The 16,639-nt window shown below is 54.4% G+C and carries 14 protein-coding genes; 3 read left to right on the top strand and 11 right to left on the bottom strand.

Going from position 1 to position 16,639, the window contains the following annotated elements:
* Window position 1 precedes the first annotated feature (1 nt).
* The 7 genes from FAP39_RS08355 to FAP39_RS08385 are packed head-to-tail and all read right to left on the bottom strand — an operon-like array spanning window position 2 to window position 6,503.
* Window positions 2–478, bottom strand: coding sequence for a class I SAM-dependent methyltransferase (locus FAP39_RS08355; protein WP_138015944.1), 477 nt, complete (start codon window positions 476–478; stop codon window positions 2–4).
* Window positions 478–1,248, bottom strand: a complete 771-nt coding sequence (locus FAP39_RS08360) for a polysaccharide deacetylase family protein (RefSeq protein ID WP_138015945.1) — start codon at window positions 1,246–1,248, stop codon at window positions 478–480. Before FAP39_RS08360 ends, FAP39_RS08355 begins: the two co-directional genes overlap by 1 nt.
* Complete coding sequence (locus FAP39_RS08365) at window positions 1,245–2,384, bottom strand: glycosyltransferase family protein (RefSeq protein ID WP_138015946.1); 1,140 nt, start codon at window positions 2,382–2,384, stop codon at window positions 1,245–1,247. The genes FAP39_RS08360 and FAP39_RS08365 overlap by 4 nt, the downstream gene beginning before the upstream one ends.
* Window positions 2,381–2,968: a histidine phosphatase family protein gene (locus FAP39_RS08370; protein ID WP_138015947.1), complete on the bottom strand. Its 588-nt coding sequence runs from the start codon at window positions 2,966–2,968 to the stop codon at window positions 2,381–2,383. Before FAP39_RS08370 ends, FAP39_RS08365 begins: the two co-directional genes overlap by 4 nt.
* Entirely contained in the window at window positions 2,965–4,044 is a 1,080-nt protein-coding gene (locus FAP39_RS08375; RefSeq protein ID WP_138015948.1) for a glycosyltransferase family 4 protein, read from the bottom strand. The genes FAP39_RS08370 and FAP39_RS08375 overlap by 4 nt, the downstream gene beginning before the upstream one ends.
* 3 nt (window positions 4,045–4,047) lie before the next feature.
* Complete coding sequence (locus tag FAP39_RS08380; protein ID WP_138015949.1) at window positions 4,048–5,286, bottom strand: glycosyltransferase family 4 protein; 1,239 nt, start codon at window positions 5,284–5,286, stop codon at window positions 4,048–4,050.
* Entirely contained in the window at window positions 5,283–6,503 is a 1,221-nt protein-coding gene (locus FAP39_RS08385; RefSeq protein WP_138015950.1) for a glycosyltransferase family protein, read from the bottom strand. Before FAP39_RS08385 ends, FAP39_RS08380 begins: the two co-directional genes overlap by 4 nt.
* A 336-nt stretch (window positions 6,504–6,839) precedes the next feature.
* Between FAP39_RS08385 and FAP39_RS08390 the strand changes: the two genes are divergently transcribed.
* A complete protein-coding gene (locus FAP39_RS08390; RefSeq protein WP_171006809.1) occupies window positions 6,840–9,221 on the top strand; it encodes a mechanosensitive ion channel family protein in 2,382 nt (793 codons plus the stop codon).
* A gap of 75 nt (window positions 9,222–9,296) precedes the next feature.
* Here FAP39_RS08390 and FAP39_RS08395 read toward each other — a convergent pair whose 3' ends face one another.
* Genes FAP39_RS08395 through FAP39_RS08410 form a run of 4 tightly spaced genes read right to left on the bottom strand, consistent with a single transcriptional unit; the run spans window position 9,297 to window position 15,140 of the window.
* Entirely contained in the window at window positions 9,297–10,448 is a 1,152-nt protein-coding gene (locus tag FAP39_RS08395; RefSeq protein WP_138015951.1) for an ABC transporter permease, read from the bottom strand.
* A complete protein-coding gene (locus FAP39_RS08400; protein WP_138015952.1) occupies window positions 10,445–11,473 on the bottom strand; it encodes an ABC transporter permease in 1,029 nt (342 codons plus the stop codon). The genes FAP39_RS08395 and FAP39_RS08400 overlap by 4 nt, the downstream gene beginning before the upstream one ends.
* Window positions 11,474–11,485: 12 nt before the next feature.
* Window positions 11,486–13,375, bottom strand: a complete 1,890-nt coding sequence (locus tag FAP39_RS08405) for an ABC transporter substrate-binding protein (protein WP_138015953.1) — start codon at window positions 13,373–13,375, stop codon at window positions 11,486–11,488.
* Window positions 13,368–15,140, bottom strand: a complete 1,773-nt coding sequence (locus FAP39_RS08410; protein WP_138015954.1) for an ABC transporter ATP-binding protein — start codon at window positions 15,138–15,140, stop codon at window positions 13,368–13,370. Before FAP39_RS08410 ends, FAP39_RS08405 begins: the two co-directional genes overlap by 8 nt.
* A 250-nt stretch (window positions 15,141–15,390) precedes the next feature.
* Here FAP39_RS08410 and FAP39_RS08415 point away from each other — a divergent pair, with 250 nt between their 5' ends.
* Both FAP39_RS08415 and FAP39_RS08420 read left to right on the top strand, forming a co-directional pair.
* Window positions 15,391–15,882 (top strand): class I SAM-dependent methyltransferase, encoded by a 492-nt coding sequence (locus FAP39_RS08415; protein ID WP_138015955.1) that lies wholly within the window; start codon window positions 15,391–15,393, stop codon window positions 15,880–15,882.
* A 110-nt stretch (window positions 15,883–15,992) separates the two neighbouring features.
* Window positions 15,993–16,592: an aminotransferase class I/II-fold pyridoxal phosphate-dependent enzyme gene (locus tag FAP39_RS08420; RefSeq protein WP_138015956.1), complete on the top strand. Its 600-nt coding sequence runs from the start codon at window positions 15,993–15,995 to the stop codon at window positions 16,590–16,592.
* The last annotated feature ends 47 nt before the right edge of the window (window positions 16,593–16,639 follow it).

A 16,639-nucleotide genomic window follows, 5' to 3' on the forward strand; every position in this document is an offset into this window, starting at 1 on the left:
CTTAGGTCCGGTAAAAACAATACCGGTCCGGAGACACCGTTTCCGGACCGCGCACTTGGGAAAACCCAACCAGCGGCTGACCTGAAACCAACACCCCACCAGGTGCCATGATGTCGGCAATCATCGGGCTGAGACGTGCGGCTTCGGCCACGTCTTTTTCTTTTTCGCCAAACCCGAAATCATAATGTGCCATGATGATCTTGGCCCCACTTGCAGCGAGTTTCTTAAGCATTTCTTCAGCTTCGCCCTGAAGAAAGTCCTGCTCGGGTGGAATACAGGACGGATGGCATTGCAAGATACGATCAATCACCCAAATACGGCGTCCTGATGCGACTTCGCGCAGATGATCATATGTCCGGCCATTGCCAAGCCCCATATCGACCACATCCCCATCAAGGCCGTGGACCTCTTTCAGGCCCCATTCCAACCCATCCCGTTGGGCGGCCAAACGGCGCATCATACTGTCTAAGCGGCTCATCAAATGTCCTTTTTGGTGTGTCGTGTTTCGTGCCGATATAATGTGATCGGCCCCTCGCGAAGCTCCAACAGGAACTGGCGGGAGAATTCCCAGATATCCGGCGTGTGCACAAGGTGGTGCGTCAAATATCCCAGGGGTTCAGAATTATCGGTAAGGCCGGTCCGGCGATCATGCAAAAGACCCACCATTTTTTCAACCAGAAGCGGCGCGGGAATCAGGCCGCGTGTCTTGCGCCAAAAAATTGGATCAAGATGCGTGTTGATCTGCGTAAGCCCTTCACAGGCTTCGACACGGTCTCGCGGGGAAAACACCGACACCGACGCATACCCGATCTCTGCCAGCAACGGGAACATCTCTGGTGACATACGATTCCACGGGGGCACGAACATGGGTGCAAGACGTTTTCCAAACAATTGGTCCAACGTGTCAAAACCGGTTTGTATGTCACGCTTGGCGTCTTCCACATCCCGCGCGGCTCCAAATTCTGACTTTTTCATATCTTGCGGGTTGTGGTTCTTGTGTGCAAAGCCATGCACCACTGGGATCAACGCGGATGTGTCTTCGACATAGCTGGCCAATGCTGACGTTGCAGTCTTGGGGATCACCGCCAAATGCACGGGTACGTCACAATCACAAGACAGCGCCACCAATTGATCTAACTCTTGCGACGGGGACGTCGCGTCATCATCACGCCACCAAACCGGCAGTATCAGATTTTGGGCTCGCCAAAGCGCCAATTCAGATCGCAACGGGCTCCAGTCAATTTTCACGCTCTGTCCTCGCACATATCTTGGGCTATGCGCACCGTTTGCACAGCACCGTCAAAATCCACATTCAAGTTATGTCTCGGGCCTTGGGCAACGACCTCGTTCAAAGACCTTAGCAAACTGTGCGCCGTCAAATCCTGGGCCATGACGACAGACATTGCGGATTGCTCTGCCAATGATTGGGACCGCAAAGTTTGTTCGACCTCTCCGCCGTCATCAAAAGGCACCAACACGGCGGGTACTCCGCTCTGGAGCAAATCCAGCGCGGTGTTATATCCGCACATGCTGACAGACGCAGCGGCTCCTGCAAGCATCTGTCGAAAATCCGGTCGAACAGGTTCAATTGTGATGTCCAATGATCCCGCACGCTGACGCAAAGCCGCGATCCGTTCAGAGGCGTCTTTGCCTCCCACCAGCAGGCGCCACGGTAATTCGCTTTGTTTTGCTGCATCTATGGCGGCTTCGAACAAGGATTGCCCAACCGATCCGCCGCCTGCGCTCACCAGCACCTCACCCTGGCCAACCCCGTCTGGATGCGGCGCGGCGGCTGCCGGTGCAACATACCCAGTGTATTTCAACAGTTCTGACAGATCATCATCAATGGGCCAACTCTTGGCCAACTGGGTAATCATCGGATCGGAATGCACCAACACACCATCAAAATATCGCAACAAAATCTCGCGGGCTTTTTCTGCCTTAGACGGCTTTGAAGGCGGCGCGAGAATGTCACGCACCGAACACAGCACAACGGGGCGGTTGGGCAACGCCTGCGCAGCATCCAAAATGGCGGTAAACTCGGCGGACAGCGATCTGCGACCAAAGGGAAATAACTCGGTGATTAAAACATCCGGCGCGACGTCATGTAATGCCTGAACTCCGGCAAGTTTCCGGCGCGATAAATAGGCGTGATCCGCGACATTGCCCGCGTCATCCAAGAGCGTTGTGAAGTTTGTGCCATCCGAACACAAAGGCGGCATCTGCAGAACAGTGACCCCGGTTTGATCCATATGAGGCGCAGGCATACCGCCTGACAGCACCGAAACCGTATGGCCGGCCTGCGCAAATGCCCGTCCAAGCGTCAAGGCGCGGGAAAGATGCCCTGTCCCCAACAGATGGGTCACCACAATCAAAACGTTCATGTGTCTATCTTGTCCAAACGCACAATATCGGGATCGGAGACGCGAATATCCGTCCCTTCAATGTCAACGACGAACATGCGATTACGCTTGATCGCAAATGGTGCTGGCCCCAAGAAATCCCAACCATAAGCTTTGGCCAAGACCATGCGCATGGTGCCGATATGACACACGGCAATGCTGTCCCGTTTCAAGCTAAACAACCACGGCGCCAGACGGTCCCAAACATCACTCGGGCTTTCTCCGTTAGGCGGTTGATACGCCCATCCCCAATGCTCGATGTCACGAAAGCCTGAATTTGGATCCGCCTTAAGGTCCACACCCTTAAGACCTTCCCAATCACCCCAGTCCATTTCGATCAAGGCGTCCACTGTTTTGGGGGCGCGCCCTGACACGATTCCTGCGGTCTCACGCGCACGCGACAACGGGCTGGCGTAAAGATCAGCACCTTGCCATGCCGTGGGCAGGGCAAACCCCTTGAGATCACTGCGGGCTTGCTCATCCAGCGCGATATCCGTGCGGCCCTGAATGCGCCCGGCGCGGTTCCAATCGGTATGTCCGTGGCGCAGCATGGCAAATCGGATCATGATGTCTCTCCTGTCAAAGGTCCCAGAACGGACCAGATCGTGTCTCGTGCGGCCCCCAACAAATGTTTGTCAGAGATCAGTGCTCGGGCCTGATTGGACCGCATGGAATGATACGCAGGCTCCCCCAAGAGCTTACCTATTTCAACAGCCAGGGCGGCAATATCATCTTGGGGAATACATGTTCCCCGAGGCAGCACATCTCGCACGCCAGGGCGATCCTGCGCAACCACAGGAACGCCCGCCGCCTGCGCCTCGAGATAGACCATGCCAAACGCTTCGTTGACGCCGGGCCACAAAAACACTGCTGCCTTGGCATACGCAGCCTGCAAAGCTTTGCGGTCCAATTGCCCCAAAAACCGGACCCGATCGCCGAAGGATGCGAACAGTGCTTCGATCTCTGATCGGGCGGGGCCATCCCCCGCGATTTCAAACTGCCAGTCGGTGTCGCCTAACATCCGCAGTGCCTGCGCAATAATTTGATACGACGCTAGCTTGTCTCCGTGTCGCATCATGGCCGTCGTCAAAATGACGGGGGCATTGCTGCTTCGGCAGTCCGGCAGGTGTTCGGAATGCAAAAAGGGATGCAATTGCTTGAGCACCTGATCCGGCTTCTCGTATGGCCAAAGGCCTTCGCCATCTTGCTGGGTCAGATAAAAGATGGCGTCGGCCATATCGCAGGACGCATCCGCGGCATGTGCAAACACATCCCAAGCCCCACCAAATCGCTTGGCCGCACGGGTGGCTTCGATCTGCACATACGGGATTCCAAGCACCTTTGACACAGCAGGGCCCAACAGGTCCGGTGCCTTATAATAACTGTGATAGGTCACCCATGCAGCCCAGCCCCCCTGCGCCACCAATCGCGCGGCCTCTATCTCGGCTTGCGCAAACAATTGACGCTGAAATGACGCATCGCCCTTGCCGTCATAGCAGCGGAACTCCGAAGCGAGGTCGACGCTGACTGCGCGCGCAGGGTCGGACAGCGCTTTGATCACACCGCGGGCCATTTCACGATCACCAGATGGAACCGAATGTGTCGGCGGCTTCATTGGGGCGTAAAAGGCAATGGCACGCATGTATTACCCTGACGTCATTGCACGTAAACGCTCGTCAAGCATCTTGATCCCTGGCGCCATCAAGAAATGCTGTGTCAGGCGTTCGTATGCCGCATCTGCCAAGGCAAGGCGTTGCTCTGGATGGGCTGCCAGCTCTGTCATGGCCTCCGCCAAAGCGGTCGGCGCGTCATCTGACAAGATGCCATGCGTGCCCGTTTCGATGAATTCTGGAATGGCAGAGACCGGCGTGGACAAAATACACAGCTTTTGCGACGCCGCTTCCATCAAGACATTGGGCAGCCCGTCACGGTCACCATCGCGCGCGATACGGCTTGGCAGCACAAAAACATCGGAGTCCCGCATTGCGCTGATCACTTCGGGTTGATCACACGCCCCGCGCCACGTGATCCGGTCATGGATGTTCAAAACTTTGGCACGCGCCACAAACGCATCGCCCAGTCCACCACCGCCAATGTGTTCCCAATGCCAATCCAATGACTTGGGCAACAGGGCCAAGGCCTCGATCAGGTTATCAAACCCCTTCTTCTCGACCAATCGCCCCACAGACAGAAACCGCACTCGGCTTGCGTCGGTTTTGCGCAGTTCAGGAGGAGCGGGGAAACGAGCCAAATCCAGGCCATGATAAATAAGCGCCACACGGGCGGGATCATCCGCCAACCCCTTTAGGTGCTCTGCCCCAAACGCAGTGCAGGTCGCAAGGAACTCTGCGCCATGGGTGGTCGCCTGAAGCTTTTCGCGTTTTTCCCAATCGGGAGAGGTCCAAATATCTTTGGCATGTGCAGACACGCCCCACTTCATGTCTCGCAGTATCGCGGCATAGCGGGTCACCGATGCAGGAGTATGCATGAAATGCGCATACAGCGCCGCAGTATCCAACGGCATCTCGGCCGCCAAGACGCAGGCTTGGCCAAACCGACGCACACGGTTGCGCGTCAGGTCGCGCCGCAAGTCTTTGAACCAGACAGACCCAGCACGCCAAAAGCTCTTGCGAAACATGCCTTTGATGACAGCCTTGCCAACGCGCAGCGGCTCTTGGTGCAGATATTCGGGCAGATATTTGACCGGCGCCTGCAACCGATCGTGTAATGGATGACGTTTTTTATCGGTTGGAAAACGCAGTGACCAAATCTCGAGCGGGTGTCCCATCTGCTCGAGCGCGACCAATTCTTGGGCGATAAACGTCTCTGACAGGCGGGGCCATCCCTTGACCACCACCGCAAGCTTGGGTCGTTGGGCCGTCATGCAACGTCTACCTCGTCATTCAATCCCAGCATGCCAAGCGCGCGCGCGGACACAAAATCCAGACCATCCAACAACCCGTCCACAACAACACTCGAGGGTTTTTTCTGATCCGGCAATCCACGGATCGCTTCGATCATAGACGACACTGTCAGGCCATCACGATATTCATCCAAGACGCGTACCAGACCCAGTTCTTCGGCACGGCTGGCGCGAATATACTGTTCCAGACGCGGCTTTGTACGCGGGACGATAACCGCGCGTTTGTCAAACGACAGAACTTCACAAAATGTATTGTACCCGCCCATGGAAACAATGCCATGTGCGCCGGCAATCAAGTTCTCGATCCGGCTGTCAAAACCAACCGCCTGCACGCGCCCTTGCAGCGCCTCGACGCGGGCTTCGAATGCGGCCCGATCAGCGCCCGACAGAAACGGCCCGTACACAAGCACCGCATTCGGAGACAGGTTGGGGTCCTGTTCATAGGCCGAGAGCACGAGGTTGACCATGCTCTCGCCGTCACCACCGCCGCCAGGCGTAATCAAGATATATGGATCTTCTGGCGCCACGCCATCGTCGAGGTTTTCACGGCGCAAATACCCGGTGTATTTCATACGGTCGCGCATTGACGCTGACATGTCCAAGCCCGACGTCGGGTTATATATGGATTCCAAGCCATATACCCAAATCTCGTCGTAGTAAGTTTCTGCAGCCTCAAGAGCACCTTTGCGATCCCATTCAGCCGCCAGAACATCAGGTTCGTCCAAGACATCCCGCAAGCCTAATACCAAATGGGCCTTACGTTTGGATTTAAGCCAATCTAACGCGGGCAACAGTTCGCCGCGAAATCCGGTCGGTTCTTTGTCGACGACAAGAATATCGGGGTTAAAGTGCTCGGCCGCAGATTTGATAAGCCCGGCGCGCAGCGCGGTGGTTTCGTCAATATCCAAACCCAGCGTTTCCGACGCATACGACCCGTCTGGGTTCTTCGTCACACCCGGCAATCGAATATGGTCAACGCGGTCAGGAAAGGTAAACCGGCCCGCCACGGGCGATCCAGTCAGAATAATCGCAGATATTTGATCGTTTGCACCACAGATGGCGCTGGCAAGCGCACGTGATCTGCGCAGATGCCCCAAGCCAAAGGTATCATGGCTGTAAAACAACACACGTGGAGATGGTGTCAAACCCAGACCTTTCGCGGTGATAAACTCAGACACCTGTTTTCCCTTCAGCCCCAATAGTGCTTTCAAATTGTTGCACCCGGTCAGGCATTTCCCCGAAAAGCCGAGCGCAAAACAGCAACTATCCCGAGTAGCAGATTCAGTATCAAACTCTGCTCAAACCTGTGCAAAATTCACACCCCTCTGCGCTACCGCCTTTGGTTGGAAATGTCACCCCCCGCACAGAAAATTCCATAGGGATTCGCCCACATGTTGCAATTCTAGGGTCCCAAGTCATGCCGCTCTGTTGAGCGCTTGCGATTGCCAGTTTGCCCCGCACCAGATGTTGCAGTAAACCTGTTCTAATCCCAATCGCTCGAAAGCGCTTTCTTTATGATCATTCGTCTGCTCACTACTGTATTTCCCTTGTTGATCGCCATCGCCTTGGCACCGTCGGCACACGCGCAACTGCCCACCAGCGCACTCAGCTCAGGGTCCTCTGCGGAAACGACCGAAGGGTTTGCCGAAGTTATGCGCCAGGCCGCCGACAGTGGGGTCAGCGTAATCGTCTTGGATACGGCAGGAAATGTGGTCGGCACATCAGATGCTTCGCCCCCTGCCCCAGAGAATGCCGACGATGACGCGCATCACATGTCAGCCCTGATGAAGATGCAGACGAAAATAGGAAGTTTTCGCCAAGTTTTGCGTCAAAGATTGGAAGCCTTGCCTGCGGCATTGAACGAAGTCGAGTTTATTCTGCGCGCATCAAGCCCATCTGGCGAAATTTTTGCTTTTGTCAAAACCGCGCTATGGACTCTGTTTTTGCTGGCAATCGGTATCGTTGTCGAACGTGAAATCTATGGGAAACGCCTCGCACGCAACTTTGTCGTGCCATTGATCAAGGAAAACCCAAAAGGGTATTCCCAAAAATTGCCGTTTCTCGTCATTCGTTTCATAGCCGGAATCATTGGGATCGGCGTCTCGATCCTTGTCGCGGTGCTCATTGGGTCCACGCTTTTTGAGGCCACAAATGACACTGCCATCGAGTTCACGGCATTCTCCGTGACGGCCGCCTATGGGTTGGTGCGCATCGTCTCGCTGATTTGGCGCATGATATTATCGCCCTACCTCGAGCAATATCGTGTGCCGGCCTTCACCACACCAGATGCCAAACGGCTGCATCATTGGCTATTCCTTCTTGCCACCTTTGATATCTGCACCATGTTTTTCGGCATCTGGCTATCAGAGCTTGGCCTGAATTATGATGTCTATGCGATGATGGTTTTGGCGCTGAGCACCCTGTTTGCGGCCCTCAACATTGCGATGATCTTCTTCAACAAACGGGCGATCTCAACTGCAATTTTGAACCGACGTCCCCCAGAAGAGGTGTCTTTTGCGACACGGTTGGCTTCGCAGTTATGGGCCCCTGTTCTGATTGTGTATGTGCTTTTCGGCCTTGCCAAGCTCAGTTCGACGTTGGTGTTCGAGGAGGAAATGACAATCCCGTTCATCGCGGGTGCCTATATCATCTTCACGTCAATCATCGTTGTGTATGCCACAATAAATTATGCGATCGAGAAGTACTTTGATCGTGCGCGCACTATCCGCGAAATGAACGAGGCGGCACTGGCCGCAGCCGAAGCCATTGAAGCCGGCGACGAGATGAGCGCCGAAGACGTGAGCCAGCTCGAGAGTATTGTCGAAGACATCGATTCACGCAAAATGAACACGTTCGAGGAACTGGCCCGACGTATCTCGGGTATTCTCGCGCTCGTTGCAGGTCTGATCGCCTGCCTGCGTGTGTGGGGCGGTGAGCGGTTGATGACCGAAGGTGCCATGGCTGAGCGCCTTGTGGACATCGTGATCATTATGTTCATCGGCTACATCGTATTTCACGTTTTCCGTATCTGGATCGACACCAAAATTCGCGACGAAATGGGTGTCATGGAAGAAGCCGAAGCAGAGCTTGGCGACGAAGGCGGAGCTAACGGAGCAAGCAGGCTTGCGACATTGCTTCCGTTGTTCCGGAACTTTATCCTGCTGGTCATCGTCGTCACGATCATCCTGATCGTCCTGATGGAGTTTGGCGTAAACGTAAGCCCACTGTTCGCCGGTGCGGGTGTTGTCGGTTTGGCAATCGGATTTGGTGCACAATCTCTGGTGCGCGATATTTTCTCTGGGGCGTTCTTTTTGTTTGATGATGCCTTTCGCAAAGGTGAATACATCGACATTGGATCGGTCAAAGGGACGGTGGAAAAAATCTCCGTGCGCTCTTTCCAACTGCGCCATCACCTTGGCCCGCTTCACACCATCCCATTTGGTGAAATTCAGTTTCTGACAAACTATTCACGCGACTGGGTTATCATGAAGCTACCGCTGCGCGTGACCTATGACACGGATGTTGAGAAAGTCCGCAAACTTATCAAAAATCTTGGTATCGAATTGCTGGATGATCCCGTGATTGGCGACAACTTTATCCAGCCGCTGAAATCCCAAGGCGTCATTCAGATGCAGGATTCGGCGATGATCATTCGGGTCAAATTCATGACCAAACCGGGGGATCAGTGGTTGGTTCGTAAGAAGGTGTTTGAGGAAATTCGGGCACTGTTCGAACGCGAAGGCATCAAGTTCGCGCACCGTGAAGTCACCGTGCGATTGGCCGACGAAGATTCTGAAAACCTGTCCCCCAAACAGAAAGAAGCTGTCGCAGGCGCCGTTCAAGCGGCCATCGTAGAAGAAGAGCTTGATGAAGGCGGTGGCGGCGACGAACGCTAAGGCTTTGCCCCTATCACACAGAAAAGGCGCGCCTGACATATCAGGCGCGCCTTTATCAACTTCTGAAACGAGGTCTCAGGTTTCGTAAGGATCAAGCGAGTCGCGAAGCCCATCGCCGAAAAAGTTAAACGCCAGTACCACGATGACAATCGGCAGCATGGGTATCGCCGTCCAGGGATAGATTTCGATGGACGCCAGGTTCTGCGCGTCATTCAGCATGACCCCCCAACTGACCGCAGGCGCACGCAGCCCAAGACCCAAGAACGACAGCGCGGTCTCGCCCAAAATCATCGCAGGAATGGACAGTGTCGCACTGGCAATCAGGTGACTTAAGAAGTTGGGCAAAAGATGTCGACGGATCACCCGCGCGGGCTTGGCCCCCATCATTTCGGCGGCACGCACAAATTCCTCTTCCCTCAGAGACAGGAATTTTGATCGCACAGCACGCGCCAACCCCGGCCAATCCAGAATGCCCAGAATAATCGAGATGATAAAGAAGACGGACACAGGCCCCCAGTGCGAGGGCACCGCCGCAGACAACGCCAACCAAAGTGGCAGCTCTGGCAGGGAACGCAAAATCTCGATCACGCGATTGATCACCCAATCCAGAAACCCGCCAAAATAGCCGGCAATACTGCCCAACACGATCCCAATTACAAATGACACCGTGATTCCGACCAATCCCACCGTCAGCGAAAGCTGCGCGCCATAGAGGATGCGGGAAAACACATCGCGCCCCAAGCGATCAGCACCAAACAGAAACACCGTGGCGCCTTCGGGGGCGCAGAACAGATGGCGGTTGGTTTTGAACAACCCTGCCAATTTGTAATACGATCCCTCACAGAAAAAGCTGAGCTTTGCGGGGCTGTCGAGGTCCGCCACATATTTCCAGCTATAGTCCTCCAGATCGACCTCGGAGGTAATTGGAAACACATATGGCCCGATGAACTTGCCATCGTGAAACAGGTGTATGCCTTGGGGTGGTGCATACAGATGATCCGCATGCCGCTCGTTCGCGGTATACGGCGCAATCGTTCCCGCCACGGGCAGCAACAAATAGGAAATCAGCAGAAACAAGCCGGAAACAAGCCCAAGCTTGTGACGCTTAAACCTGCGCCAGACCAACACCCAATTGGGCACATCCAAATCTGCGTGCCGAGCCTCGGCACCTATGTCACGCTCGTATGGGGCGTCATCGATATAACGGCCATCAGGTAGTTGTGTCATGCGCCACGTCCTCCGAAACGGATGCGCGGATCAAGCAGCGCCAGCAATAGGTCTGAAATCAACGTACCGATCAACGTCAGCAGCGCCACAAACATCAAAACAAACGCGGACAGAAACTGATCCTGTGATTTAAGCGACGTCAACAATACAGGACCGATGGTTTGCAGCCCCAACACAACCGACACCAAAACCGACCCCGACACCATCGCCGGAAGCAACGTGCCGATGTCCGCTACAAATGGGTTAAATGCCACCCGTAGCGGATATTTGACCAACATCCGGCTTTCGCTCATGCCTTTGGCACGCGCAGTTTCAACATAGGGTTTACTCAATTCGTCCAGCAAATTGGCGCGCAATCGCTGCATCATCGCAGCCGCACCAGATGTCCCGATCACAAATGTCGGAATGATCAGGTGGATCAGAACCGACTTCATCTTTTCAAAGCTCATCGGTTGGCCTTCAAATTCGGGGGCCATAAGCCCGCCAATCGGCAGATTCAGATATCTGTTGCCATAGTAAAACAAGATCAAGGCCAACAAGAAGTTTGGCGTGGCCAACCCCAGATAGCCGACAAACGCAGAGGTATAGTCGATCCATGTTTTTGAGCGCGCCGCCGCGATCACCCCCAAAGGCAAAGCCACAGCGTACACAAAAAGAACCGCCGCCAAATTGACCAAGACCGTCAACCACAGCGCCCCGCCAACAATATCCGCAACCGGACGGTCGAATTCAAAAGACCATCCAAATTCGCCTTGCAGCATTCCCGCAAATCCATGCGGACCCGGCATAAATCCGGCCCAGATCATATATTGCTCCCAAAGAGCGCGATCCAGCGCATATTCCTTGCGCAGAAACTCTGCTTTGGCGACGCCACTGCTTTGGCCGGTCGCGCGCAATTCATTGATCTGATTTGATAGGAAATCACCAGGAGGTAAGTTGATGATCACGAAGATCATGACCGAAACCACCAACAAGGTGGCCAACATGGTCAGGAGCCTAAAAATCGCAAAGCGTAAAATGGCCATTCATCGCGCCCCTTAGTTCGCAAACCAGAATTCATCAGGACGGTGAACGCCGAAATGCGCCCCCGGAGACCAAGCCCAGATTGCCTTTTCAGGGACATTCATCAGCTTGTCACTGACCACGACCGGTTGGCGTGCGCCGGACAAAAGCCCGATGCCATAAACCTGCTGGGCGTGGATATCGACCATTTCCTGCCAAATTTTGGATCGATCTTCGTCTGTAGACGCATGGCGCCACAGATCGGCCAGCTCAACCAATCGAATGGCCTCTGGCATGTCAGGGGCTTCGCCTGCAGCACCGCTCGTTTGATGGTATTGCCCCCACATCGGCCAAGCAAAGAATTCTTGACGTTGTGGCGCAACAAAGTCGGGAGACGTGTACGGCTGCGCAAGCCCATTGTCCCAACCGAACCATACGGCCGCCATGGACTCGCCCGAGTAAACCCGATTGCGCAAGATATCACGCTCTAGTGGGCGCATGATCAATTTGATGCCAAGTGCGGCCCAATTATCTACGATAATTTGCAGCGCGTTTTCAACTTCCTGACGTTCTCCTGCGGTTTCAATCACCACCCATGCTGGACGGCCATCCGGCAACAATCGCACCCCGTCTTCGTCACGCTCGGTCAAGCCCATCTCATCCAAAAGCGCATTCGCAGCATCCGCATCATAGTTTGCCCACGCCTTAAGGTTTTCCTCTTTATAGAACGGGCTTTGGGGCAACATCGTCATGCCACCCTCGTTGCCCAAGCCGAAATACAGCGTTTTGTTGATGATCTTACGATCAATGCCCATCGACAACGCACGGCGGAAGCGAACATCACGCATCACACCGCGCCACGCGTCATCATTAAAGTTCAGGTTCAGATAAATCGCGATCTGCGACGCCGTACCCTGCCCCCACAACAGCGTGTGATAGCCGCCAGTTTTCTCGCCCTTTTTCAAGATCGCAATGTCTTTGAAATCAAGGCCACGGGCCTGAAGATCGACTTCGCCAGCATTGGCTTTGGCTGCCACAAGACCACCACTGACCACATTCATTTCGACCACATCGATATACGGCAACTGCGTGCCGGCGGTATCAACGCGGTGGTAATACGGGTTACGCACAAACAAGAACCGGCTCTTGCCGCCTTTTGTCGCCAACATCCAAGGCTGCAACGTCGGCAAATCCGGGTTGTCGAACTTGTACATATTGTCGGACTTGTTATGCAGCGCCGCCCAACTGCGTACACGTTTGGCCGCGATCATTTCTTCGAGATCAGCTGCCTCGGAATACTTCACGTGCATTGGCTTAAGAAAATGGGCAGGCCGATAGATGAACGGTGGTCGGGCCTCGGCCAGTTCTTGCAAAAACTGGGGGTTTGGGTTCGCCCACTCGTAAATAACCGTAGTTTCATCCGGGAAACTGACCGTAGGCAACTCGCCGTCAACACGCAAGAACTCGAGCGGGCCAGCAGGCGAGAGCTCAGGGTTATTGGCCACATCTTCCCACCAGTACCGGAAATCTTCAGACGTGAACGGATGCCCATCAGACCATTTGTGCCCTTTGCGCAAATTCAGTGTGAATTTGCGCCCGTCCTCGATGTCCATCGACTCTAGGATATCCGCCTGAATCTCATAGCTGTCATTATATCCCATCAGGCGCGCGTACCCGTAAACCACCATCTGGCGCACGTCTTTGGTTCGGGTGATCAACGTATGAAGCGTGCCGCCTTGCTGACCCAGCTCGCGGCCCTTCCCCTGCAAATCCACAACCAAAGGCGCACTTGGAACCCGCTCCATCACAGGTGGCAAATCTCCTGCGTCGACTTCACCTTGCCAAAACTGGCTTTCTGACAAATCGGCCCAACTTGCTGTTGCCACAGCAATCGCCGAAAAAGTGACCAACAAACGCTTAAACATGACAACGTACCTTGTGTCCGGGGCCCATCTGAATCAATGGCGGCGCCTGCAATCCGTCAAAACGGAAAGCATCTGGCCATGTCGTTGGCTCGCCAGCGCCTTGGGCAACAATTTTTAGATTTATGGGGCGCTCGATATCCGGCTCTGGTTGAGCCGCCAAAAGCGCCTTGGTGTAAGGATGTTTAGGATCGTAAAACAGGGTTTCAGGGGGGCCTTGCTCGACCACGAGACCATCGCGCATGACCGCGACTTCATCCGCGATCCGCGCAACAACCGCCAAATCATGGCTGATAAACAGGTACGACAAATTCAGACGATCCCGAATTTCCTCAAGCAGCTGCAAGACCTGTTCCTGTACCGAAACATCCAATGCCGAGGTCGGTTCGTCACAAACAAGAAATGTTGGACCAAGCATCAACGCCCGCGCGATCGACAGCCTTTGGCGCTGCCCCCCCGAGAACGCATGTGGATACCGCGTAAGCATATTTGGGCTAAGCCCTACCCAATTGAGCATTTCGACCGCACGATCGGTGCGTTCTTCCCAACTGCCCAAACCATGAATTTCCATGGGTTCGGTCAAGGCTTCTTTGACCCGCATCCGCGGATTCAGGGTCGAATACGGATCCTGAAAGACCATCTGTGCCTTGCGTTGGAATGACAAACGCCCGGCCCGATCCAGATCCTGAAGCTCGACAGCATCTCCACCAAGATCGGGGCGAAATACAATCGACCCGCCCTCGTCCGGAAGTTCCGCGCCCAACGCCATACGCGCACAGGTCGTTTTGCCTGACCCGCTTTCCCCGACCACAGCAAGTGTTTTCCCACGCTCAACACCAAATTCGATCCCCCGAACGGCACGCACCACCGTTTTGGGCACCCAAGGCGCGGACCCCTTTAGGACATAGGTCTTGGACACATTTTTCATTTCGAGGATATAGTCCGGCGTGTGATCCAGAACTGTTTCCGTGGCCGTCTCGGCAATTTTGGGAGCCGCGGCAAACAAATCCTTGGTGTATCCGTGCTGAGGATCGCCCAACACCAAAGGCGCTGGACCGGACTCCATCACGCGCCCACGGTTCATCACCGTCACACTATCGGCCATGTTGGCCACAACACCCAGATCATGGGTGACCAACACCACCGCCATCCCGGTGTCTTTTTGAATGTCTTTGATCAAGCCAAGAACTTGGGCTTGTGTTGTCACATCAAGCGCCGTTGTCGGTTCATCTGCAATCAACAAATCGGGTTTCCCGACAATCGCCATCGCGATCATCGCCCGCTGACGCATTCCGCCAGACAACTCGAATGGATAAGATTCATAAATGCGCTCGGGGTCAGTAAAGCCGACCCGCTCAAACGTCTCGAGAACCTGTCTGCGAGCACCCTGCCCCTTTGCCGCGCCATGCAAGCGCAACACTTCAATCACTTGATTCCCGATCCGGTGTAGCGGAGACAGAGACCGCATCGGTTCCTGAAAAATCATCGACACCTGATTTCCACGAATGTCGCACATGCGACGCTCGCTGAGATCAAGCAGATTAACAGGTCCATTTGCGCCGTGTAACGTCACAGAGCCCGATCGGATTTGCGCTGCTGCAGGCAAAATACGCAGTGCCGCGCGGCAACTCAGGGTCTTACCTGATCCACTTTCCCCAACAAGAGCGAGCGTCTTTCCAGCTTCGACAGAAAAGCTTACGTTGTCCACGACTGGCGCAGCATTGCCAAAGCCGATGGTGAGCCCCTCAACCGTTAATAATGTCGTCACGCCATCTCCCTCTCCCCTCGCGGGGCCCTGTAGTCAGATTCTGTGCCCGATTCTTAACATCGAGTCTGTGTTAGTTTTCTGACCTTTGTGATTGAAACATTATTTATATATTTCAAGCAAGAGACATGAGGGCGCGCGACACGATCATTTTGCGATCAGCCCCCCAATTTCCATCACAGGACTGTCATTACCCGCGTTTCTGGTCTAGGACGTTGCAAAACACAAAGCCATTGTGAAACCGGAGTTCCGCATGAGTCGTCTGGACATCTTTATCAATCGCATGGTTTCGCAACGTGCGAGCCTTGACTATGCCATCGCCGAAACCAAGGGGATGACCGGACCAGTGTTCGAGTTGGGCCTTGGCAACGGGCGCACCTATCACCACATGTGCGAAAACATGCCTGAACGCGATATTTTTGTGTTCGAGCGCGCCATCGCGTCTAATCCAGCGTCGACACCAGACGATGATATGGTGTTGCTGGGGGATGTTATGGAAACGCTACCTCAAGCATTGGTGCGCTTTGGTCCGACCGCGAGCCTGATCCACGCTGACCTTGGCGGGCACAATCTGGAGAAAAACGATCAGTTCGCAAGAAAAGTATCGCCGCTGATTGAACCTTTGCTGGGCACAAACGGCCTGATGATTTCCAGCGACCGGATGTATTTTGACAAGTTGGTTGAACTTCCGACACCTCCCGGCGCAATTGAGGGCCGGTGTTTTGTCTATAAGAAAGTCACCTAGCGTTCTGGCTGCGTTTCCTTCTCGTAGCCAATTCATTTTAAAAGGATGTATCTTTTCCATCCGTTTTAGTATCATTGATTTTTAGGGTGAAATTTCACCCGGAGACCAAAATGACTATTAAAAACTCTAGCTTTTCAACCTTCGCAGAGCGTCGTTTTCGGCTTAGCGGTAAAGCTCTGATTGAAAAGGGGCACCCGTATTTTGTGCCCACCGATGCCTTAGAGGATGCAAGTGCAACCTGGGATGCCGGGTATCTCTCGATGTCTCACTATGACTATTTGGGGTTGATGCACCATCCTGACACAACCGCCGCTGCAAAAGCCGCCATTGATCGGCACGGCACGGGTGTCGGTGCCTCGCGCCTCGTCGGCGGGGAACGCTGTGCCCACCGCGCCCTAGAAGACGATTTGGCCGATTTCGTCGGAACCACCGGTGCTTTGTCCATCATTTCCGGATATTTGACCAACGTCACACTGATTGGACATGTCGTCGGATCCAAAGACTTGGTCGTTGTCGACGAGTTGGCCCATAATTCGATCATGATGGGCACCAAAGCGGGCAAATTCACAGTGCGGACGTATGCGCATGGCGATCTTGATGACCTTGACCGAATTTTGACCCAAGACCGAGAAAAATTTGGCCGCGTGCTGATCGCGACCGAAGGTTTGTTTTCGATGGATGGGGATATCACTGGACCTGTCACGGTTTGATGCCGCTCCTTTGATAGCATTTACTGCAACAAAGGAGATGAACTATG

The organism is Shimia litoralis (assembly GCF_005518135.1).
Taxonomy (GTDB): Bacteria; Pseudomonadota; Alphaproteobacteria; order Rhodobacterales; family Rhodobacteraceae; genus Shimia_E; species Shimia_E litoralis.